Origin of the sequence: Burkholderia sp. MSMB0856 (assembly GCF_001524645.2) — a bacterium.
Lineage (GTDB): Bacteria > Pseudomonadota > Gammaproteobacteria > Burkholderiales > Burkholderiaceae > Burkholderia > Burkholderia diffusa.
The window spans coordinates 907,563-928,470 of sequence record NZ_CP013427.1; the positions used below are offsets into that span (position 1 = coordinate 907,563).

Annotated in this window: 22 protein-coding genes; 11 read left to right on the plus strand and 11 right to left on the minus strand. The window is 64.7% G+C overall.

The window, feature by feature from the left end; all coding sequences use genetic code 11:
* The first annotated feature begins 320 nt into the window (after positions 1-320).
* The 4 genes from WS87_RS05280 to WS87_RS05295 all read left to right on the plus strand — a co-directional run bounded on the left by WS87_RS05280 (position 321) and on the right by WS87_RS05295 (position 6,448).
* Positions 321-3,092, plus strand: a complete 2,772-nt coding sequence (locus WS87_RS05280) for a type VI secretion system Vgr family protein (RefSeq protein WP_059820190.1) — start codon at positions 321-323, stop codon at positions 3,090-3,092.
* Positions 3,089-4,561, plus strand: coding sequence for a hypothetical protein (locus WS87_RS05285; protein WP_059820191.1), 1,473 nt, complete (start codon positions 3,089-3,091; stop codon positions 4,559-4,561). The genes WS87_RS05280 and WS87_RS05285 overlap by 4 nt, the downstream gene beginning before the upstream one ends.
* Entirely contained in the window at positions 4,558-5,634 is a 1,077-nt protein-coding gene (locus WS87_RS05290) for an Imm72 family immunity protein (protein ID WP_059820192.1), read from the plus strand. Before WS87_RS05285 ends, WS87_RS05290 begins: the two co-directional genes overlap by 4 nt.
* Positions 5,635-6,103: 469 nt before the next feature.
* Positions 6,104-6,448 (plus strand): cupin domain-containing protein, encoded by a 345-nt coding sequence (locus WS87_RS05295; protein WP_059466993.1) that lies wholly within the window; start codon positions 6,104-6,106, stop codon positions 6,446-6,448.
* A gap of 299 nt (positions 6,449-6,747) precedes the next feature.
* Here WS87_RS05295 and WS87_RS05305 read toward each other — a convergent pair whose 3' ends face one another.
* Genes WS87_RS05305 through WS87_RS05320 form a run of 4 tightly spaced genes read right to left on the minus strand, consistent with a single transcriptional unit; the run spans position 6,748 to position 7,752 of the window.
* The gene (locus WS87_RS05305; RefSeq protein WP_059530263.1) at positions 6,748-6,954 is read right to left on the minus strand and encodes a hypothetical protein; all 207 of its coding nucleotides are present in this window, start codon (positions 6,952-6,954) and stop codon (positions 6,748-6,750) included.
* 9 nt (positions 6,955-6,963) lie between these two features.
* The gene (gene rpsU / locus WS87_RS05310; RefSeq protein WP_059530260.1) at positions 6,964-7,176 is read right to left on the minus strand and encodes a 30S ribosomal protein S21; all 213 of its coding nucleotides are present in this window, start codon (positions 7,174-7,176) and stop codon (positions 6,964-6,966) included.
* Positions 7,177-7,210: 34 nt separating this feature from the next.
* Positions 7,211-7,420: a hypothetical protein gene (locus tag WS87_RS05315; RefSeq protein WP_059530257.1), complete on the minus strand. Its 210-nt coding sequence runs from the start codon at positions 7,418-7,420 to the stop codon at positions 7,211-7,213.
* A gap of 47 nt (positions 7,421-7,467) precedes the next feature.
* A complete protein-coding gene (locus WS87_RS05320) occupies positions 7,468-7,752 on the minus strand; it encodes a hypothetical protein (RefSeq protein ID WP_059820193.1) in 285 nt (94 codons plus the stop codon).
* Between the two features lie 474 nt (positions 7,753-8,226).
* On the opposite strand from WS87_RS05320, the gene WS87_RS05325 reads away from it, so the two are divergent.
* Complete coding sequence (locus tag WS87_RS05325) at positions 8,227-9,387, plus strand: enolase C-terminal domain-like protein (protein WP_059820194.1); 1,161 nt, start codon at positions 8,227-8,229, stop codon at positions 9,385-9,387.
* Between the two features lie 218 nt (positions 9,388-9,605).
* On the opposite strand, the gene WS87_RS05335 is transcribed toward WS87_RS05325, so the two are convergent.
* A complete protein-coding gene (locus WS87_RS05335) occupies positions 9,606-10,361 on the minus strand; it encodes a DeoR/GlpR family DNA-binding transcription regulator (RefSeq protein WP_059820195.1) in 756 nt (251 codons plus the stop codon).
* An 81-nt stretch (positions 10,362-10,442) separates the two neighbouring features.
* On the opposite strand from WS87_RS05335, the gene WS87_RS05340 reads away from it, so the two are divergent.
* Together WS87_RS05340 and WS87_RS05345 are read left to right on the plus strand one after the other, a co-directional pair.
* A complete protein-coding gene (locus tag WS87_RS05340; RefSeq protein WP_059820196.1) occupies positions 10,443-11,048 on the plus strand; it encodes an NUDIX domain-containing protein in 606 nt (201 codons plus the stop codon).
* 79 nt (positions 11,049-11,127) lie between these two features.
* Positions 11,128-12,003, plus strand: a complete 876-nt coding sequence (locus WS87_RS05345) for an SIR2 family NAD-dependent protein deacylase (RefSeq protein ID WP_059820197.1) — start codon at positions 11,128-11,130, stop codon at positions 12,001-12,003.
* 37 nt (positions 12,004-12,040) lie between these two features.
* Here WS87_RS05345 and WS87_RS05350 read toward each other — a convergent pair whose 3' ends face one another.
* Together WS87_RS05350 and WS87_RS33485 are read right to left on the minus strand one after the other, a co-directional pair.
* Positions 12,041-13,252: a S53 family peptidase gene (locus WS87_RS05350; RefSeq protein WP_059820198.1), complete on the minus strand. Its 1,212-nt coding sequence runs from the start codon at positions 13,250-13,252 to the stop codon at positions 12,041-12,043.
* Between the two features lie 42 nt (positions 13,253-13,294).
* The gene (locus WS87_RS33485) at positions 13,295-13,609 is read right to left on the minus strand and encodes a hypothetical protein (RefSeq protein WP_159085637.1); all 315 of its coding nucleotides are present in this window, start codon (positions 13,607-13,609) and stop codon (positions 13,295-13,297) included.
* 53 nt (positions 13,610-13,662) lie between these two features.
* Between WS87_RS33485 and crcB the strand changes: the two genes are divergently transcribed.
* Positions 13,663-14,049 (plus strand): fluoride efflux transporter CrcB, encoded by a 387-nt coding sequence (gene crcB / locus WS87_RS05355; protein ID WP_059530237.1) that lies wholly within the window; start codon positions 13,663-13,665, stop codon positions 14,047-14,049.
* A 24-nt stretch (positions 14,050-14,073) separates the two neighbouring features.
* Positions 14,074-14,424 (plus strand): DUF190 domain-containing protein, encoded by a 351-nt coding sequence (locus WS87_RS05360; RefSeq protein WP_059690770.1) that lies wholly within the window; start codon positions 14,074-14,076, stop codon positions 14,422-14,424.
* Positions 14,425-14,433: 9 nt separating this feature from the next.
* On the opposite strand, the gene WS87_RS05365 is transcribed toward WS87_RS05360, so the two are convergent.
* Positions 14,434-14,997, minus strand: coding sequence for a YggT family protein (locus WS87_RS05365; protein ID WP_059530230.1), 564 nt, complete (start codon positions 14,995-14,997; stop codon positions 14,434-14,436).
* A 76-nt stretch (positions 14,998-15,073) separates the two neighbouring features.
* Entirely contained in the window at positions 15,074-16,003 is a 930-nt protein-coding gene (locus WS87_RS05370; RefSeq protein WP_059820199.1) for a Rossmann-like and DUF2520 domain-containing protein, read from the minus strand.
* A gap of 514 nt (positions 16,004-16,517) precedes the next feature.
* Between WS87_RS05370 and WS87_RS05380 the strand changes: the two genes are divergently transcribed.
* The gene (locus WS87_RS05380) at positions 16,518-16,814 is read left to right on the plus strand and encodes a hypothetical protein (protein ID WP_059690772.1); all 297 of its coding nucleotides are present in this window, start codon (positions 16,518-16,520) and stop codon (positions 16,812-16,814) included.
* A gap of 103 nt (positions 16,815-16,917) precedes the next feature.
* Here WS87_RS05380 and WS87_RS05385 read toward each other — a convergent pair whose 3' ends face one another.
* Together WS87_RS05385 and WS87_RS05390 are read right to left on the minus strand one after the other, a co-directional pair.
* Entirely contained in the window at positions 16,918-17,589 is a 672-nt protein-coding gene (locus WS87_RS05385; protein WP_059820200.1) for a LysE family translocator, read from the minus strand.
* A gap of 34 nt (positions 17,590-17,623) precedes the next feature.
* Entirely contained in the window at positions 17,624-19,180 is a 1,557-nt protein-coding gene (locus WS87_RS05390) for a UbiD family decarboxylase (RefSeq protein WP_059690774.1), read from the minus strand.
* Positions 19,181-19,775: 595 nt separating this feature from the next.
* Here WS87_RS05390 and WS87_RS05395 point away from each other — a divergent pair.
* Positions 19,776-20,906: a transglycosylase SLT domain-containing protein gene (locus WS87_RS05395; protein ID WP_059820201.1), complete on the plus strand. Its 1,131-nt coding sequence runs from the start codon at positions 19,776-19,778 to the stop codon at positions 20,904-20,906.
* The last annotated feature ends 2 nt before the right edge of the window (positions 20,907-20,908 follow it).

Consider the following 20,908-nt stretch of genomic DNA (forward strand, 5'->3'; position numbering starts at 1 on the left):
GGCTCGATGCTGGAGCTGTGGCGTCGCTGGCAGTGTCGGGTGAGCCCCGCTATTCACGGGATCTACCGTCCATGCAGAAGGCACATCCCGTCGGCGCGCTGTAGCATCGGAGCCGAATTTCAGCGTCCCAATGGATGTGCCGCATACGCTCCTTGGGCGATTCGTGCTTAAGCTCACGATTCGATATATTGCTGGCCTCAGCGGGCTACATTCTCATGACTTGTCGGCTCCGCTACAATTCCGGCGGCATAACCGGGGAGCCGTCCCCGTGAGAGCGCGAGCCACCGAGGGCTTGCAACAAATAAGAAGATGGATAACGCATGAACATGACTGAATTAGCTCAGGCAATTCGTGGTGGCCTGATCCAACAAGATCGCTTGCTCAAGACAGACATCCCGTCGTTGCCGGACAATGCGCTCATACCGTGCCGGGCCGTGACCTATTCCGAGCTCGGTCGCGACTTCAGCGTCATGGTCGACATGGTATCCACGGCAGGCGACATCGAACTCAAGGCGTTGATCGCTCAACCGATGACGCTGTGGATTCAGCAGGTGAACAAGTCCTATCTGCCAGTCAACGGTTATATCCACACGGCGCGCAGGCTGGGCGACGACGGTAGCCTTTCTAGCTATCAACTTGTCGTCGCCTCATGGATGCATTTCCTCAAATTCCGGCGCGATATGCGGTACTGGCAGGACAAGGGCGCCGACGGCATCATCGCTGACGTATTCGATGCGCATCCGCAGGCTCGTGGACAGTATCAGTTTGCGTTGTCGAAGCCGTTGCCCTCGCGCTCATACTGCCGTCAGAGCGAAACCGACTGGAATTTTGTCCATCGACTGATGGAAGAGGAGGGCCTGTACGGCTTCTGGCGCCAAGGCAAGGACGGCAAGTCGCATACGCTGGTCGTGACCGACGACATTTACGCGCTGGACGAGATGTCGCCCAATCCGGTCGGATTCAACAGGTCGGGCACAGGCAGCGAAACGGATGCGTTCACGCAGTGGGCGGGTTCGCGGACGTTGCAAAGCACGGTCCATACGACGCGCACGTTCGACTACAAGGCGCCGTCGTCCGCCGACAGTCCGAACGGAACGACGTTGCCGACGAAGGCCGACCAGGGAAATTTGCCGGAACGTGCTGAAGTCTACGAGTACACGGGCGCCTATACCTATGGACGTCAGGACCGAGGTGAGCAGCTCTCGAAAATTCATCTGGAAGAATGGGAGTCGCGCGCCAAGCGGTTCGTAGGGATGGGAGGGGTGCGAGGTATCGACGCTGGCCTGCGCTTCGGATTGACTGGCCATCCGGAACACGATCGCGATTCCGGCGAGCAGCGAGAGTTTGCTGCGATCAAGGTCCGGCGCTACATCGAGAACAACCTACCGCTGTCGAATCAGGAAGCCAGCTTTCCGCATAGCGTGCAATCCGACCTGAAGCGGGCGAAAGCGGGGTACGCGGGCGTGTCTGTCCACCACGATGACGGTTCGGCAGGTTTTTATTTGGTCGAAGTCGAGGCGCAACGCACCACGGTTCCGTATCGCAGCCCGTTCGAACACTTGAAGCCGGAGATGCATCTCGAGACGGCGATCGTCGTCGGGCCGCAGGGGGAAGAGGTCCATACCGATGAACTGAACCGTGTGAAGGTGATGTTCGTCTGGGACCGGCAGAACCCGGGAGATGCCGGTGCCTCGTGCTGGGTCAGAGTTGCGCAATCGGATACCGGCGGCGGCTACGGCGGTGTGCATATTCCGCGAGTCGGTGAGGAGGTCATCGTTGGTTTTGTCGGCGGCGACTGCGACCGGCCGATCGTGCTGCATCGCGTCTACAACGGTGCGGTCAACCCGCACTGGCATAGCAACGGAATCCTTTCGGGCTATCGCTCGAAAGAGTACGGCGGCAGCGGCTACAACCAGATGGTAATGGACGACGCGACGGGCCAGAACCGCGTCCAGTTGATGAGCAGCAGTGCGAATAGTTTGCTGCATCTGGGCTACCTCATCGATCAGAGCGGAAATACTCGCGGTACGTATCTTGGATCAGGTTTCGATCTGAGGACGGATGCGTACGGCGCCGTGCGTGCTTCGCAGGGGCTGTATGTTTCGACGTATCCAAAGTCGGCGAATAGTCAGCCGCTCGACGTTCGCGAAGCGCAACAGCAGCTCGTCAATGCCGAGGGCATGATCGAGGCAATGTCGCAGGTAAGCGAGACGCATCAGGCGGAAAGCCTCGGAGAGGGGCATGACGCGCTGAAGACGTTTACCGATGCGACGCAAAGCAGCGTGCAAGGCTCGCAGTCGGGAGGACGGACGGCGGGAGGTGGTGCCGGGAGTGTGAACGCGTTCAAGACGCCAGTCATGCTGGTGGCGAGTCCTTCCGGTATCGCGCTGTCGACGCAGGCATCCGTGCATGTTTCGAGCGATCAGCAAACGAATCTGGTGAGCGGTCAGAGCACGTTCATCGCCAGCGGGAAGTCGTTGGTAGCGAGTGTGGCGGAGAAGATCAGCCTGTTTGTGCAAAACGCCGGGATGAAGCTGTTTGCGGCCAAGGGAAAGGTGGAGGTTCAGGCGCACTCGGACAATATCGAAATAACGGCCCAGAAAGCGGTCAAGGTCCTGTCGGCCACCGAGAATATCGAGGTGGCGGCGCAGCAGGAGATTTTGCTTACCTCGGGTGGCGCCTATATCCGGCTTAAGGGCGGCGAAATCGAGATTCACGCGCCTGGAAAGATCGATGTGAAAGGAGCGCAGCATGCATTCAGCGGGCCGACGCGGATCGATTATCCGCTGTCGCCTGCGCCGACGTCCCGCGGTGCTGCCGCGCTGCAATACCATTACCACGACGACACGCCCGTGCAGGGTGCCAAGTTCACCATCCACTACGACAGCGGCGCTACCTTTTCCGGCACCGTCGACAGCAAAGGCATGGCTGATTTGACAGGCGCTCCGCAAGGACCGGGGCGCATCGAGTTGGGTGAGGACAGCCGACCCTACGAAATCAAGGCCACCGAGAAAAATCCCAGCTACAAGGCTCATTGGGACGAGTTCGACATGCAAGCCTCCCTGGAACGGATGCAAGGAGGTCGGGCATGAGTAGCAGTTGGGTCAGCCAGGCCGCATCCGAGGTCGGCGACTATCTGTGGAGCGGCGCCACTACAGTCGGCGATACTGTCGTCGGCGCCGTCGTAGGGGAGTTCTCGCAAAAGCGCAATACGGGCGCCATCATCATCGATGCCGTCATCAGCATGTTCCCTGTCGCCGGAGAAATTACGGCCGCGCGCGACGCGATCGCCATCACGCTTCGCATGTGCGACGACCCGAAGGTTCGGGACGACAGGTGGGAGTGGGTGGCGCTTGTGCTTTGTCTTGTCGCGGTCGTTCCGGTGGTCGGAGGTTTGCTCAAGGGCATAGGCAAGTTGTTGATGCGAGCGGTCAGCAAATCCGAAGATCTGGTCAAGCTATGCCAGGAAATCCTGGCCTTGATCCGCAAGGCTGGCTTTGGCAATGCTGTGGAGTGGCTCAGGCAACTGGACTTCAACAAGTATCAGTTTGTCGTGAGAAACGCGTTCGGCATGATGCTGGATCGCATCGGCAAGGCGCTGAATTTCATTCTGAACCGGCTCGGGTCTGTTATCCCGGCGCGGGTGGCGAGTTATATCCGGAAGCTGCTGCCGATGCTGGAGGAACTGCGCAAGCTGGGGGACACACAAATCGCGCTGGCCTTCAAGGATCTGATGCGCTTGCTGGAGCGCGTGCGAGGCCATCTGGTGGAGGGCACCTGGGCGGATGTGAAGGTGGGGGGCGGGACCACTCGGACGATGACCGAGGAGGCGCGCTTGGCTCATCTGGCCGAGGAGACGAAGAGCCTGGGGCATAAGCCGATGACCATCAAGCAATACGTGCATAAAGAAGAGTGGCCCGACCTTCGCAACTGGGAAGAGGGGGAGGCCATAGGTACGTTCAGCGCCAAGGTGCCGCTTGAAGCGATTATTCAGGCGCCGGGCCAGACGATGATTCGTGTGGTCGACACTCGTTACCTGGACAAACCATGGACAATCCCGGGCAAATTTTGGACCGATAGCCTTGCTCCCAACGGGCTTTGGTGGCGTATACGAAGTGCGATCAAGCACGCTTGGAGCATGAATGGCAGCTATGTGAAGATACAGGTGCCGACGCGCGAGGCAATGGAAAAGCTCGGCATCGCAGTCCCAGCTGGATGGGACGGGATGCGCCTGTGGAAGGGGCGGATTGCTGAGCAATGGGACGACGAAAAAGAGGTTGCCACCATGCGTTTGCTGGTCGGGGGCGACCTTCAATTCTTCGTGGACTTTAACAACAAGTTCAATGCACCCGTGAAAAAATGGATAGATGCGCAGCTTGCGAACGGGCAGCTCAAGGCGCTTCGGACGCATTGGACTGACGTTAAGCTACCCGATCAACCAACTGCGCGAGCGCTCATGCTGGCCGAGCGCGAGCGATCTGCCAAGATCAGACAGGAAGGTTACGCTCGGAGAGCGCTAGCCGATGCTGGCAAACAATCGACGGACGAACAGGTTCCATGATGTTGAATATTTTGACCATGACCGCCGAGCAGGAACAGGATGCGCGAGCAAAGGCGTTTTATCTGCTCAAGAAATGGACGAGTTTCACGTTCCTGGAATACGCCGTTGGACTATATCGGGACTTTCTCGGCGCGTATGCAAAACAACTGGACACACCGAGCCCAAATCAGGTAGAGCTTGAGGAAGCCTACACGCATGATTTCTTGGGGGCACTGGTGCAGATGGATCTGGGCATCGATGCATTGCGCCGAGGTCTTGACAAACGAGCAGCATACGACGCGCTGGTTATAGGAAGCCAGCAAGGTGGCGACCTGTTGTTTGGTCGGAGTGCGCTTGAAATCGGTCGTAGATACGATCCGTTTTTTCATTCACTGGGACTGAAGGACACCAACTTTTCGGACCCGGTGTATGCCACCGGGTTCGCGGAGGGCGTGTGGATCGAGAGATTGATTTGCTACGCGCTCAAGTGCTCGGTCGGATTCGGTTATACCGGGATGCTTGCATACGGAACACGTGCGGATGGCGGAACCCGCATCTTTGAGCACTGGACCTATGAATCCATGTTCGAAAATGCGCCCCTTCCGGCTTGGCGGTATTGGCCACCCGGTCGCACCTATCCTGCATCGCTTCCTCCCTGTCCGTCCAAGAACGAATCCGCAAGCGGCGAGGTTTGCAGCGATCAGGAGATTCCTGTCGAGGGTATCTGGGAGCCATGGTTTCCTTCCGGCAAGGTGGGCTGTCCGAGCTACTTCCTCAAAGGCAGTATTGCCCACAAGTACCTGTTGGAAGGTACGAATGACGAACATGTGGTGCGCTGGCGGCTGCTTTGGGAAGACAAGCGTTACCGGGATGGCAGCATTCCGGCGGAGGAGGAAACTTACTTCCCCAAGCCTGTCGCGCAACCGAGGCTACGGGTCCTGCCCGGAGAGCCTTGTCCGCGCACCGGCTACTGGCAAAGCCCGGCCGTGAAAGATTCGGTTCATGTCGAGGCCGGAGCGCCTATGCCGGGGCCACAGCGCACAACGTGGGGGATGGTCATTTGGCATTATGGAGATCCTCAACCGGACAATTGAAGAGCTGCTGAGTCAAGAGGGTAACGGCGCTTCGCGACTAGGTCATGAAGTGCCTGATGATCTATTTCGTGCTCCATCCATCTCCACGAGTGTCTCCGTCCGTTGTTCATGGGGGGTAGGTCGTGTCGATCCCATACGTGATCTCGGGCAGCTTGCCGTGAGGATGGCAAGCGGGCGGTTTAGGGCGGTGGTAGCGAAACTGGCAGGGCCGGATCGTGGGGCGGTGGCGTCGCTGACGATGGTCCCGCACGCATTTGGTTTTCACTGTTGGCCGACGGATCGCCGGGAGCGGGTGTCAAGGATCGGCCCGAATCCGTCCGTCAACGCAAGGCCGACCGGAACACGACGCGCGCCCGCACGCAGGCCCGTGTCGAAAATAGACGAGTCGGTGTCGGACGCATACAAGCCCCGGTGACGCTTTCGAACTAACGTGACAGACCTCTTACCCGATCGTTAGTCTGGAGCCGACATGTCCGATTTCATCACCGTTCTGCGCAAAACCTGCCCGACCCCGGTCGTCGACGCGACCAAGTGGAAGCGCATCGGCGGCGATCCGCACACCGTGAACCTCAACGCCTACCTCTCGAAGGATGGCAGCAAGATCATGGGCACGTGGATCTGCACGCCGGGCAAGTTCGAGGTGAACTACGAGAAATGGGAGTACTGCCATTTCCTCGACGGCTATTGCATCATCACGCCGGAAGGCGAGGAGCCGGTGCATCTGAAGGCCGGCGACGTGTTCGTCATCGAACCCGGCATGAAAGGGACGTGGGAAGTGGTGGAGACGGTACGCAAGTACTTCGTGTTTGCCTGAGCGGGCCCGTCAATTCGACTTGCGTACGAGCGCCGGTCGAATCGATGCGTTGAAACGCATTCCGGTTCGGAAACAACACGCCGAGCGTGGTCGCACGCTCGGCCGGTTCCGCTATCCCGTCGGTCCGACCGATCGCGCCGACTGCCTGTCGCTTGCGAGAGCGGTGGTGATGGGAGTCTGTCGATCGAATCCGCAGGTTCGACGATGAGAAAGAAGCTCGACCAGTCCTGAGTCGGTCAGGCCGCTCGCATGCGCGTCACTGACCAGCACAACGCGATTCGACAACGTCGAGGCGGCGTTCAATGCTCGATGCTCAACGCCTTTTCGATCGCGGCAATCAATCTGAATGCATCGTCTCGGCCGATCAGGAGGCCGCGACTGGTGTACTCGCAGCCGAACGCGTAGAAGCTCGGCAGAAGCGTGATCGCGTCGTTCTGTCGATCGAAATCGACTTCGCATTTCGTCAATGGGAAGAACGGAGGATCTTCGACGGTCGGCTGGTACACGGCGCTCTCCTAGTAGAGCTTGCGAGGCGGCAGCATACGTTTCGCGCGCAGGCGCTGTCTCGCGACGGCGCTGGCTTTCTTGCGCTTGCGCTCGGTGGTCGGCTTTTCATAGCTCGTGCGACCGCGCAACTCGCGGATCAGGCCCGTCTTCTCGATGTTTCGACGGAAGCGCCGGAGCGCGACATCGACAGGTTCGTCGGGCTTGAGGATGATCGTCGTCATGTAGGTCCTGTTTCAAGACATGCGTGGAGGAAAACTAGCCGAGTCGGGTCATGACGGCACTCGCGATCTCGTCGGATTCGAATTCCGAATATCCGGCGCTGATCGACAATGCGCGTACGGCAGCGAACATCTGCAACTCGGGTTGGTGACGCAACGCAGAACCGGCGAGGCCGTCGTTCGGGACCGCGTCGGTCCTGGAAATCTCGCGCCGTTCGATCAGGCGGAGGAGTTCATCGATGATCATTTCGTCATCCGAATCAGAGTGCCGCCGCGCTGCCGCGACAGGAAGCGTCAAGGGGAATCGGCGAAGAGCGGCTGCTCGCCGCGATTGCCGTCGATGATTTCCTCCGCGTAGCGTACGGACGCCCGGCGCGCTTCGCCCGCCGATTCGAACGGTGCGTTCTCGAGCAGCCGGAACGTTTCGCTGCGGGTCAGCGTGTCGGCGGTGCCGCGCAGGCAGATCTTAACGGCCGCGTCGAAGCCGCCGTCGTAGTTGTGCGGATTACCGTTCAGCGACGGAATGTGCGGGTAGATCAGTGGATAGATTTCGAAGCCACGATAGAGATGCATGCTCATGATGAACTCCTGGGTTCGGTCGCGACAAATCGCGTGGACGAACGCATCCGACCGGTATCGCCGCGGCGCGGCGTGACGGGTGGGGTGAAAAGGGCGGCAATGCGTGCGGGTAACGGCGCGACGCAGTGAGAGGGTAGACGGCGGGGCGAGCGGAGTGACGCGAGCTCGGACAAAATTCATCATACGCGCTTCGCGTCGGATGTCCATCTAATTCGCGGCCGTGCCAGTGCGGTGCGATGACCGGCGTCGAGGCCGCAACACACCTCGCGCATGACGCGGCATTCGTCCGCACTTCGACGCGGCACGGCGCGATTCGGATGATGTCGATCGAGTCCGATCCCTTCACCGCATCGTGACGGTCGCACGCCTGCACGACATCGCGCAAGCGCCTATGATGCAGCGATCCGCCAGTCGCGCCGGCCCGCAATGCGCGCATGGCCCGCGAACGCCGAACGTTTTCCCGGAACCCCGACCATGCGCATCATCGACATCCGCGAGCAAGCGATCCCGGTTTCCCGTTATGCCGATCCGGCGATTCCGTCGGGTGGCCTGACGACGAGCGTCGTCGCGATCGTCACCGATGTCGTGCGCGATGGCCGGCCGGTCACGGGTTACGGCTACGCATCGGTCGGCCGTCATGCACAGGGCGGGCTGATTCGCGAACGGTTCGCGCCGCGTCTGCTGGCCGCCGCGGACGCCATCGCCGACGATGCCGGCACGAACCTCGATCCATTTCGCGCATGGCGCGCGATGATGGCGGGCGAGAAGCCCGGCGGGCACGGCGAACGCTGCGTCGCGGTCGGCGTGCTCGACATGGCGATCTGGGATGCCGCAGCGAAGATCGCGGGCCTGCCGCTCCATCGCTTCGTCGCCGATCGGCTCGCGCGCGACGCGGCACCTCGCGTGCGTGTCTACGCGGGCGGCGGTTACCGCTATCCGCACGACGATCTCGCGCGCCTGTCGGACGAGATGCATCGCATCGCTGATCTCGGCTACACGCACGCGAAGATCAAGATCGGCGGCGCGGATGTCGATCACGACAAAAGACGCATCGAAGCCGCCGCGGCGTGTCTTGCCGACAGTTCGCATCTCGCGGTCGATGCGATGAACGCGTACGACGCGACGAGCGGACGCGCAGCCGCCGCGATGCTGGCACCGTTCGAACTCTGGTGGTTCGAGGATCTCTGCGATCCGCTCGACCTGCCGCTTCATGCGGACCTGATCGCGCAATACGCGCCGCCGGTCGCGGCCGGCGAGGCGTTGTTTTCGCTCGCGGAAGCGAAGCTGCTCGAACGCTACGGCGGTCTGCGCCCGGACCGCGACGTCCTCGTGTTCGATCCGGTTCATTGCTATGGCCTGCCGGGCTATCTGCAGATCGTCGACCATTTCGTGTCGAACGGCTGGCGGCGCGATGCGTTCTGGCCGCACGGCGGTCATCTGTTCTCGCTGCACGTCGTGTCGGCGCTCGGGCTCGGCGGCGCCGAAGTCAGCCCGTTCGCGTTCCGTCCGTTCAACGGGCTGGCGGACGGCGAATCGGTTGACGCCGGCTACGCGGCCGTGCCGCAGGCGCCGGGCATCGGCTTCGAGCTTCATGCCGATGCGTACCACGCGTTTCGCGCGGTAGCCGGCTTGTGAACGGCGCGGCCGGTCTCGGCGCGCGTCGATCGTGAAGCGGGCCGCGAATCCGAGCCTCGTCACCGCGATGAACCGGTCGAGCACACGCCACGTGAGCGCGCGGTCGAACCACGCGCGGCATGACCGTACGCCGTAGGCGAGCCACCGTCACCTGATCACGTGCACGCCGACCAGTAGCCACGCACCGCCGACGTCCAGACGTCGAAGCCACCGCTCGGCTATGCGCGCACGACCGTCACGCCCGCGGCCTCGATCGGCTCGGTCAGCGCTGCATCGGTTTCCTGTTCGACCACGATCGCTTGCGCGAGCGCGAGCTCGCCGATCACGAACTGCGACGCCGCTCGCAGTTTGGATTGCGAAGCCAGCACGACCGTCTCGCCGGCGCGCCCCGCCAATGCGCGCTTGATCGCCGCTTCCTCGAAGTCGCCGGTACTCAGCCCCGCGACCGGATGAACGCCGGTCACGCCCATGAAATACAGGTCCGCGTGGATGCGCGAGATGCCTTCCATCGCCGCGGCGCCCACCGCGACGATGGAATGCTTGTACAGCCGTCCGCCGATCAGGATCACGTCGATCGACGGATGCGCGGCCAGCGCGACGGCGACGCTCGGGCTGTGCGTGACGATCGTCGCGCGCAGGTCCGGCGGCAACTGGCTGACGAGCAGTGCCGACGTCGTGCCGCCGTCGACGATCACGACTTGTCCGGGCGCGATCATCTGCGCGGCCCGGCGCGCGATGCGCCGTTTTTCCGCGGTTTCGATCGCCTCGCGCTGCGCGAACGGCGCGATCGCCGGCGACGCCGGCAATGCGCCGCCGTGCACGCGCTGCAGCAGGCCCTCGGCCGCCAGTTCGCGCAGGTCGCGCCGGATCGTGTCTTCGGACACGCTGAATTGCGCGCTCAGCTCGACGGCCAGCACCTGGCCGTCGCGGGCGAGCGCGTCGAGGATCGCTTTCTTGCGTTGGGTCGTCAGCATCGGAATTGCACGAAATTTCTTGAAAGTGCACGAATGTGCACGTTACCATGCGTGCCGTCACTTGTCGAATGGGAGACCACCATGGCCGCAACGCGGGACCGTGTCCGCATCGTCGATACGACAGTGCTGTCCGATGACTGGTATGTGCTGAAGAAGGTAACGTTCGATTTTCTGCGCCGCGACGGCACGTGGCAGCGCCTGAGCCGCGAAACGTACGACCGCGGCAACGGCGCGACGATCCTGCTGCGCAACGCGGCGACGGGCGACGTGCTGCTCACGCGGCAGTTCCGGATGCCGGCGTTCGTCAACGGACACGACGGGATGCTGCTCGAAGCCGCCGCCGGCCTGCTCGACGACGCGACGCCCGACGCCCGGATTCGCGCGGAGGCCGAAGAGGAAACCGGCTATCGCGTGCGCGGCGTGCGCAAGGTGTTCGAGGCGTTCATGAGTCCGGGCTCGGTGACGGAAAAGCTGCATTTCTTCGTCGGCGAATACGATGCGTCGCTGCGCACGGGCGACGGCGGCGGCATCGCGGAGGAGGGCGAGGATCTCGAGGTCGTCGAGATGCCGCTGCACGCGGCGCTGGATGCCGTCGCGCGGGGCGAGATCGTCGACGCGAAGACGATCATGCTGCTGCAGTACGTCGCGCTGCGGGAACCCGGGAGCGGGCGCGCCGCGGCGGCGTGATGTCGCGGCGCGGCGCCCGAACCGGCGTATGATCGCGCGACGCCACTCGCGCACCGTTCGACGCTCCCGCTGCTCCATCATGCCGATTTCCGACTCGTCCGATTTCACCGATTCCAGCGCCGCTGCCGCATCACTGCCGGCTCATCTGGTCGCGTCCGCCGTCGAGGCGCTCGCGCGCGCCGATGCGTTGCTCGTGACAGCCGGCGCCGGCATCGGCGTCGATTCGGGGCCGCCCGATTTCCGCGGCACGGATGGTTTCTGGCGCGCGTATCCGGCGCTGCGCCACGAGCGTTTCGAATTCCACGAGATTGCCTCGCCGCAGGCGTTTCGCGCGCATCCGCAGCTTGCGTGGGGCTTTTACGGCCACCGTCTCGGACTTTACCGGCAGACGGTGCCGCACGCGGGCTTTGCGATTTTGCGGCGCTGGATGGACGCGATGCCGAACGGCGGCTTCGTGCTGACGAGCAACGTCGACGGCCAGTTCCAGAAGGCCGGCTTCGATCCGGCGCACGTCGTCGAGATCCACGGTTCGATTCATTCGATGCAGTGCCTGCGACCGTGCTCGGACGACACCTGGGACGCCGCGCCGTTCACGCCCGACGTCGACACGGCCGCGTGCCGGCTGGTCGGCGAGCTGCCGCGCTGCCCGCGTTGCGGCGGCCTCGCGCGACCGAACATCCTGATGTTCGGCGACAACGGCTGGCTCGGCGAACGCTACGACGCGCAGGAGCGGGCCCTGCAGGACTGGATTGCGCAGGCGGGATGGGTGACCGTCGTCGAGATCGGCGCGGGCACCGCGATTCCCACCGTGCGTCTCTCGAGCGAACGGCTCGGTGCCGACGTGATCCGCATCAACGCACGCGAGGCCCATGCCCGCCGCGCGGACGTGATCGGGTTGAAGGGCGGCGCGCTCGCGACGCTCGCCGCGCTCGACCGAGCATGGCACGGCGGCTGAGCGGCGCGGGACGAACCGGCCGGCCGCGGCCGCGCGATCACGGCTGCGCGACGAGCGCCTGGACGAGCGCCGGCGCGATCGGCGAGCCGAGGCCCGTCACGTAGTCGTAGCCGCCCGCTGCGTTGCAGATGCTGCCGCAAGTGCCGTTGGATCCGGTCGTTACGTCGTGATAGTCGCTGCCGTAGGCGTTTTTTCCGATCGTATAGAGCGTGTCGTAGGTGCCGCTCAGCGAGTGTTTGCCGGCCGCCGTACGCAGCGAATTCGCGATCGCGACGAGCGCCGACCACTGCGGCGCGCCCGCGCTCGTGCCGCCGACCTGGAACCAGCCGGCCTGCCCCTGATAGGTCACCGAGTCATACACCGCGAAGCCGCTGGACGGGTTCGCGTCGTAGCTCACGTCGGGCACGCCGCGCTTGCCGGCCACCGGCACCGGCCAGCCGGTCTGCCCGGCCGGCTCGGCCTCGATCGAGCTGACACCGCCGCCGCTGCCGCTCCACGCGGCCTCGCCGACGTAGGCGCCGGACGCGTCGGTCGACAACGTCGTGCCGCCCACCGCCACCACGTACGGCGACGCCGCCGGGTACTCGGTGCCGGTGCCGCTGTCGCCGGACGATGCGACGAACGTGACGCCCGATACGTTGAAGTGGCTGTCGAAGCCGGTCTCGCTGCCGAACTCGTTGCCGCCGAAGCTCATCGACACGACCGATGCGCCGCGCTTGACCGCGACGTCGACTGCGGCCATCAGGTCGCTGAAGCTGGCCGACGCGGCTTCGACGAGCACGATCTTCGCCTTCGGCGCGATCGCATGCACCCATTCGACGTCGAGCGACATCTCGAGAGACCAGCCCGCGTCCGTCTTGGGTCGCGCGCCGCGTGCGTAGACCTTGGTGAAGCAGCCGTTCGACGAAGTGCAGGCCGGTAGCGAGAACGCGTTGCTGAATACGCCGAGATCGGCTTCGATTTTCGGATCGTCGTACGCGTCGACGATCGCTACGACCATCCCGTCGCCCTGGTTGGCGATCGAATCGAACCCGTACGCATGTCGTACGAGCACGGGTGTGAGGCCGGCCACCGTGGCGGTGTTCGCGCGCTGTTTCGTATGGAATGGCGGGCGCGCATAGCCTTTCGGCGCGCGGTTGCCTTCGACGTAGGACGGGGGGCCGTTGTCCTCGGCGAGCGCGACGCTCGATGCGAGCAGCGACGCGCACAGCGCCGGAATCAACATGGATGACAGGCGGTAATTGTTCATTTTTCGAGTCTCCATGCCGATGGAGTGGTGGGCGAAATTATTTTACGAAACTGGTCGAATGAATTGCATGGAATATCGGCCTGATTCGGGAATGTCTGGATTAGGGAAAACATGCGGAATGCCCGTCAAAGCATGGCTTGCATCGGCGGCGTGGGGCCGCGCGGCTGATTTTTCGACTTCGGGAAAATCAGATGAATAATCGATTTGTTTATAGTGATTTGTAATGTCCTGCGTAATGCATTGGAAAATGCCGAACCCGGCGGCGCACGGAAATAATGAAATGCGTGATTCCGGCGTGGCACGATCCGGTGCGCGCGGGGTGCCGGCCGGCATTGCCGGCGCGGCGCGATTGCGCATACAGTTCGGCGTAGGCCGCATCCGCCATGCGACCTCGTCAGCGAGGAGTTCCCTTGTTCTATTCGATCGTCGCGATCTTCGTCGGCGCCGGGCTCGGCGCATTGCTGCGCTGGTTCCTGAGCCTTGCGCTCAACGCGTTCTTTCCCGCCGTGCCGCTCGGCACGCTCGCCGCGAACCTGATCGGCGGCTACGTGATCGGCATCGCGGCCGTCGCGTTTACCACCCGCGTCGGGCTGCCACCCGAGTGGCGGCTCTTCGTGATCACCGGCTTCCTCGGCGGCCTCACGACGTTCTCGACCTATTCGGTCGAAGTGATGACGCACGCGGTGCAGGGCGAATTGGGATGGGCGTTCGCGGTGGCTGCCCTACACTTGACTGGATCGTTCACGCTGACGGCGCTCGGCATGTGGACCGCGCGCGCGTGGTTCGCGGCGGCCTGAGCGCGTCGGCATCGGGAGGACGCGATGGACAGGGTCTTCTTGCGCTTCTACGTGCACGAGCAGCACCGGCTGCACTGGAAGCCGCTGTGGGAGTGGTTGCTGGAGGAGGGGAACCGGATGGGTGTCGCGGGCGGTTCCGCGTTTCGTGCGATGGCCGGCTTCGGCCGGCATCGGGTGCTGCACGAGGACCGCTTTTTCGAGCTGCAGGGTTCGCTCGCGATCGAGGTCGAGTTCATCGTCACCGAGGACGAGGCGCAGCAACTGCTCGAGCGGCTGACGCGCGAGAAGGTGCGCGTGTGCTACGCGATGATTCCCGCGCGCTTCGGCGTGATCGACACGCTCGAGGCGCCGCCGGCGCAGGGGCCGGCAGCGTAGCGCAATACGTCAGATGCCGAACATCGTCAGCGACACGGCGGCGCGCGTGACGATCATCAGCAGCACCTGGACGATCACGAACAGCAGGATCGGCGACAGGTCGATGCCGCCCAGGTTCGGAATCACGCGGCGCAGCGGGTTCAGAAACGGCGCGGTGAGCTGGTAGAGGATCGGCATCGCCGGCGAGCGCGGATTGAGCCACGACAGCAGCGCCATCAGGATCGTCATCCAGATCACGAGATTGAGCGCCCACTTCACGACGGTGAGCAGCGCGACCACGACGAGCGTCGCGATCACCGAGGCCGGATCCAGGCCGGCCATCACGACCATCAGCACCACATAGACGAGCGCGGTGAGGAGGGCGGCGACGACGCTTGCCCAGTCGATGCCGCGCACGCCCGCGATCACGCGGCGCAGCGGCAGCACGAGCCAGTTGGTCGCCTGCAGCACGGCCTGCGTGACGGGGTTGTACGGCGGCACGCGGACGGCCTGCATCCAGACGCGCAGAATCAGCGCGGCGCCGAACAGCGTGAAGACGGTATTGAGCAGAAAACGGGCGATCTCGCCGAACATCGTTGGCATCCTTTTTATACAGTCGAGTAGCGTGCGGCCGCCAACGCCGGATGGCGGCGCATCGGCCGACACCTTATCACGCCTCGTCTCGCGGCGGGGAGGGGTGCCCGATCGTGCGCTCGAGCGACGTTTCGACGGCCTGCGCAAGCGCCGGCAGCGCGGGCGGCGGCGCCGCCCGCTTCGCCGCGAGCGCGACCGCGCGGCGGGTCATCAGCGCATACAGCGTCGCATGGTCGCCGCCGCGCGCCTCGAGCAGCGCGAGCTGACGCTCGACGATGCCGGTGTCGCCGCGCGACACCGGGCCCGCCAGGGCGTTCGCGAGGCCCTTGTCGCGCGCGGTCGCGATCGTGCCTGTGAGCATCGGCAGCAGCGCGCGCAACGCGGCTTCCTCGTCGAAGCCGAGGCCGCGCCACAGCTCGACCGCTTCCGACAGCCCGCACAGCGCGAAGCTCGCCGCGTAATGCGCGGCCGCGTGATACAGCATTCGGCCGCCGGCCGGAATCGACAGCGGATGGCAGCCGAGTGCGGCAGCAAGTCGCAGCAGCGTCACGTGCAGCGCGCCGTCGGCTTCGAGCGTGACCGAGCAGCCGTCGATGCGGGTGAGATCGGCGTCCGTGCCGCCGAACAGATAGAGCGGATGGAAGCCGCCCGTGGCCGCGCCTTGCCGCTTTGCCGGATCGAGCAACTCGACCGCCGACGCGCCGCTGCAGTGGACGAGCGCCTGGCTTGCCGCGCGCGCCGCGTCGAACCGCAGCGCGGCGGCGGTCGATGCGAGATGGTCGTCGGGCACGGTCAGGAAGATCAGGTCGGCGGCGTCGACGACCTGCTGCGGCGTGTCGACCGCCCGGCAGCCGTCGATACGCGCGGCAAGCGCCGCGGCCGATTCCGCCGTGCGGCTCGCGATCGCGACGACCGGAAAGCCGGCCGCCGCGAAGCGCAGCGCGAGACAGCGCGCCAGGCGGCCGGCGCCGATGAAGCCGAGGCGGGGAGTGTCGGGGAGGGGCATGGCGGGTCCCGAAGCGCAAACGGAGCAGACGCCAGTATCGCAGGAATGACGGGGCGGTCGTGGATAGGCGGCGTTGCCGAACGGGGACAGCCCGAACGGTCGGCGTTCGGTACGGACAACCGGCAAATTCGCGCGGCGGCTTCGTCCCGTCGAAGGCGGCTCAATCCGGCCCCAAATCACGCGGCGGCTGTGCCCCGCTCGGCATGTCGGCGTCCTGTCGCAAATTTGTAATCGTTGATTACTGAAGCATGCGCGCCGCGCTTACCGGATCCGGTAAAACTGACCGGCCGGCATGGCGCGATTTCGCTGGTCGGACGGAATCGCGGGACCCGCGAGGGGGATCGCCGGTCCACGCAGCCCTGCCGCACGGTGGCTGCGGCCGTGTGGAATTGCAATTTGCAACAAATGCGCGATACGCGGGCGGCGGGTTTTCGCTACATTGCACCCATGCGACGTGCATGCCCGCCGTTGCCGACAGGAGCGCACAAATTACCGCTCCAGCAGGAGAATCGAAGTGAAAAAGCTCATTCCGTTCATCGCCGTCGCCGCGCTGGCCCTGGGTGCCGCAAGCGCCGCGCAGGCTCACGTGTCGATCGGGGTCGGCATCGGTGTCCCGGTCGCACCTGCGTATCCCGTGTATGCGCCGCCACCGCCCGTGTACTACGCGCCGCCGCCGCCCGTTTATTACGCGCCGGCACCGGCGTACTATGCACCGCCCGCCGTGGTCGTCGGCGGCTACGGCGGCTACTACGGTCGTCCGTACTGGCGTCACGGCTACGGCGGCTGGGGTCACCACGGCTGGCGTCGCTGACGCATTCCGCGTGGCGGCCTGACCGCGCGCGGCAAAACGGCGCAACGTCCCTCGCGGGGCGTTGCGCCGTTTTTCATTCGGGGCGCGGCTCGGGGCGCGGCGGTCACGCCGCGTGGGCAATCAGGTCGCGGTAGCCGCCGACGATCACGCTGTACGAGAAATACGCGAACAGCAGCGCCGACGCGACGTGACACGCGCGTATCATCCCCGCGCCCGCGCGCTTGCGGCCCTGGCTCGCGAGCGTGCACATGAAGAGCGTCCACGCGAGGCCGCCGAGGAAGAAGCCGGACAGGAACACCGACGCCGTCGCCGGCGTGGTCGCGCCGGCTTTCGCGATCAGCGCGCCGCCGACCGCCGCGAACCACAGGATCGCGCTCGGCGACGACATCGCAAGCAGCATCCCGCGCACGAAGCTGCGCCGCGCGCTGGCACGCGGCTGCGGTGTTTCGTCGGCCGTGCCGTCGTCGGCGCTGCCGGCCGGCGCGAGCGCTTCACGCGCCATCTTCCACGTGAGGAACAGCAGCACCGCACCGCCGCCGATCCAGACGATCCAGCGCACGGCCTCGAATTGCAGCAGCACGGCCATGCCCGCGAGCGCGAGCGCCGCGTAGACGAGATCGCCGAAGCACGAGCCGACGCCGAGCCAGAAGCCCGGCCGGAAGCCGTGCGACAGCGTCAGCGACAGCATCGCGACGTTGACGAGGCCGATGTCGAGACACAGCGACAGCGACAGGAAGAACCCGTCGGACAGCATCGAGGCGGGGGGAAAGCTCATCGTCGTTCTTGTCGGGTGCGTTCAAGGCGTGGACTTACAGTCCGATTTCCTGCCAGAGTCGGTCGACGCGCGCCTTCACGGCCGCATCCATCTCGATCGGGCGACCCCATTCGCGGTTCGTTTCGCCGGGCCACTTGTTGGTCGCGTCGAGCCCCATCTTCGAGCCGAGGCCCGCGACGGGCGACGCGAAATCGAGATAGTCGATCGGCGTGCTGTCGACCATCACGGTGTCGCGCACGGGGTCGACGCGCGTCGTGATCGCCCAGATCACCTCGTTCCAGTCGCGGATGTTCACGTCTTCGTCGACGACCACGATGAACTTCGTATACATGAACTGCCGCAGGAAGCTCCACACGCCGAACATCACGCGCTTCGCATGGCCGGCGTAGCTCTTCTTCATCTGGACGATGGCCATCCGGTAGCTGCAGCCTTCCGGCGGCAGGTAGAAGTCGGTGATCTCGGTGAACTGCTTCTGCAGCAGCGGCACGAACACCTCGTTGAGCGCGACGCCGAGCACGGCCGGCTCGTCGGGTGGCTTGCCGGTATAGGTCGAGTGATAGATCGCGTCGCGGCGCATCGTGATCCGCTCGACGGTGAACACCGGGAACCACTCCTGCTCGTTGTAGTAGCCGGTGTGGTCGCCGTATGGGCCTTCGAGCGCGTGTTCGTATGCGGCGGCCGCGTTGCCGGCCGGCCGCGGCGGTGCGCCGGCCGGGGCAGGGGCGGGCGCGCCTTCCTGCGGATGGATGAAGCCTTCAAGCACGATCTCCGCGCGCGCGGGCACCTGCAGCGTATCGACGCCGGGCGTCAGGCACTTCGCGAGCTCGGTGCGGCTGCCGCGCAGCAGGCCGGCGAACTGATACTCGGACAGCGAATCGGGCACGGGCGTCACCGCGCCGAGCGTCGTGGCCGGATCGGCGCCGAGCACGACCGCGACCGGATACGGCTTGCCGGGGTTCTGCAGCGCGAATTCGCGGAAGTCCAGCGCACCACCGCGATGCGCGAGCCAGCGCATGATCAGCTTGTTGCGGCCGATCAGCTGTTGGCGATAGATGCCGAGGTTCTGGCGCGGCTTGTTCGGCCCGCGCGTGACCGTGAGGCCCCACGTGACGAGCGGCCCCGCGTCGCCGGGCCAGCAGGTCTGGATCGGCAGCTTGTTCAGGTCGACGTCGGCGCCCTCCCAGACGATCTCCTGGCACGGCGGCGACGACACCGATTTTGGCGCCATGTCCCATACGGCCTTCGCGAGCGACAGCAGCTTGCCGGCGTCCTTCAGGCTCTTCGGCGGATCCGGCTCCTTCAGCGCGGACAGCAGCCGCCCGAGGTCGCGCAGCGAGCCGAGCGCGGCGTCGTCGCCCGCATCGACACCCATGCCGAGCGCCACGCGGCGCGGCGTGCCGAACAGGTTGCCGAGCACCGGGAACGCATTGCCGGGCGGCGCTGCGAACAGCAGCGCCGGGCCGCCGGCACGCAGCACGCGGTCGCACAATTCGGTCATTTCGAGCACGGGCGACACGGGCTGCGTGACGCGCCGCAGTTCGCCGAGCGCCTCGAGGCGCTGGATGAAATCGCGTAAGTCTTTGTATTTCATGAAGAAGGTCCGGGCCGCCCGCAAGGCGGGCAGCGATGGGCGGGCGCAGCGGCCGGCTGCGCCCCGAATCGACCGACGATTTTACCCGGGCGGCCGCTCGCACGCCCGGCGGAGAAAAATGTCGACGACGCGCAGAGCCCCTACGGCAGGGGGCCGGCGATCTGAAGGGGGATTCAAAATTACTTTTTGTTATAATTTCAAAGTTTTATAGTGTTGACGATCTATAAAACCCTGCTAGAATCCGCTCACATTGGTTGCAGGGTAAAAGGCTTCGAGCCGCCAATCACCGATCTTTGACGCAGCGCGTCACCGTCCGCCGAAACCTGCACGGCGTATTCGACGGCCTTTGTCGTAGTCCCAGCCAGCGCCACCAGACGCTGGTTTTTTGCGTGGGTGCCACCGCGTATGCCCGCCTCGCCCATTGTGCGAAGGTGCCGGCCCTCTTACACCGTGGCCTCGAACGGTACTTATACCGTTTCCCCGATGCTTGCGCGTCCCAACCAAGGCGTGCGGTGTCGTGATTCCGCGGCGCGTTTTCAGTCTCGCCATCGAGCAGAGCGAGCCGCACGAGTCATGTTCATGGGAGATGATCTGAATGAACGCTTGGTTATCGTGGCGTCCCAGTGAGCAGCATGCGCAAATCGTGCGCAACATGCTGCGTCGCGGGACGCGTGTCAGTCACCATCTATTCAGCGTTGTCGGCTGTCTCGCTGTCGCGGTCGCACTTGCCCTTTGGCTGCTGCCGACCGTGCGCGGGAATCTCGCCGCGAAGCTGATGCCGGTCGTATCCGCGGCCGTGCAGGCCGGTCCGGCCCGTCTGCTGACCGGTCATCCGCTGCCGAACTTCGCGCCCGCTGGCGCGCAGCCGCAGCAGGAAGACGCCCCGGAAACGGATGCGCTCGCCGTCGGTCTCGACGTCGCACCGGAAACCGCCGCGCAGAACGATGCGTCCGATCCGGCCCGTAACGGCCCGTCGCCCGTCGCGCTGGCGAAACTGATCCCGACCCAGCGGGTCCCGGCCGATGCGCGCGACGATCGCGCGCTCGCGTCGAACCGCGAACAGGCGCTGGTCGCCACCTACCTGTCGCGCCGTTACCGGGTCGCGCAGGAGCCGCTCGGCCAACTCGTCAAGGCTGCTTTCCAGACCGGCCGCGACGTCGGCCTCGATCCGCTGCTGCTGCTGTCCGTGATGGCGATCGAATCGGGCTTCAACCCGTACGCGGAAAGCGGCGTCGGCGCACAAGGCCTGATGCAGGTCATGTCGAAGGTTCATTCCGACAAATTCGAGTATTTCGGCGGTACCGACACCGCGCTGCAACCGCTCGCGAACCTGCAGGTCGGCGCGCTCGTGCTGAAGGACTGCATCGCCCGCGGCGGCTCGCTCGCGAACGGCCTGCGCCTGTACAACGGCTCGACCAACCCGGACGACACCGCCTACGGCTCGAAGGTCATGGCCGAGCGCGGTCGCCTGCGCGACGTTGCGCATGGCCGCAGCGTGTCGGTCAATGCGCCGCAGGCGCCGGCCCAGCCGTCGAAGCCGATCGTGACCGCGGCCGTGACGGCATCGGCCGGCGGCGCCAAGCGCGTGCATGCGACGCTCGACGGCGCGCAGCCGATCACCGCTAAGGCGGCTGCCGCGCCGAAGGGCACACCGCAGCAGGACGACGCGAGCGTCGATACCGCGAAGCAGGCGCATGGCGGCGACCACTCGGAACTCGGCGCGTAACG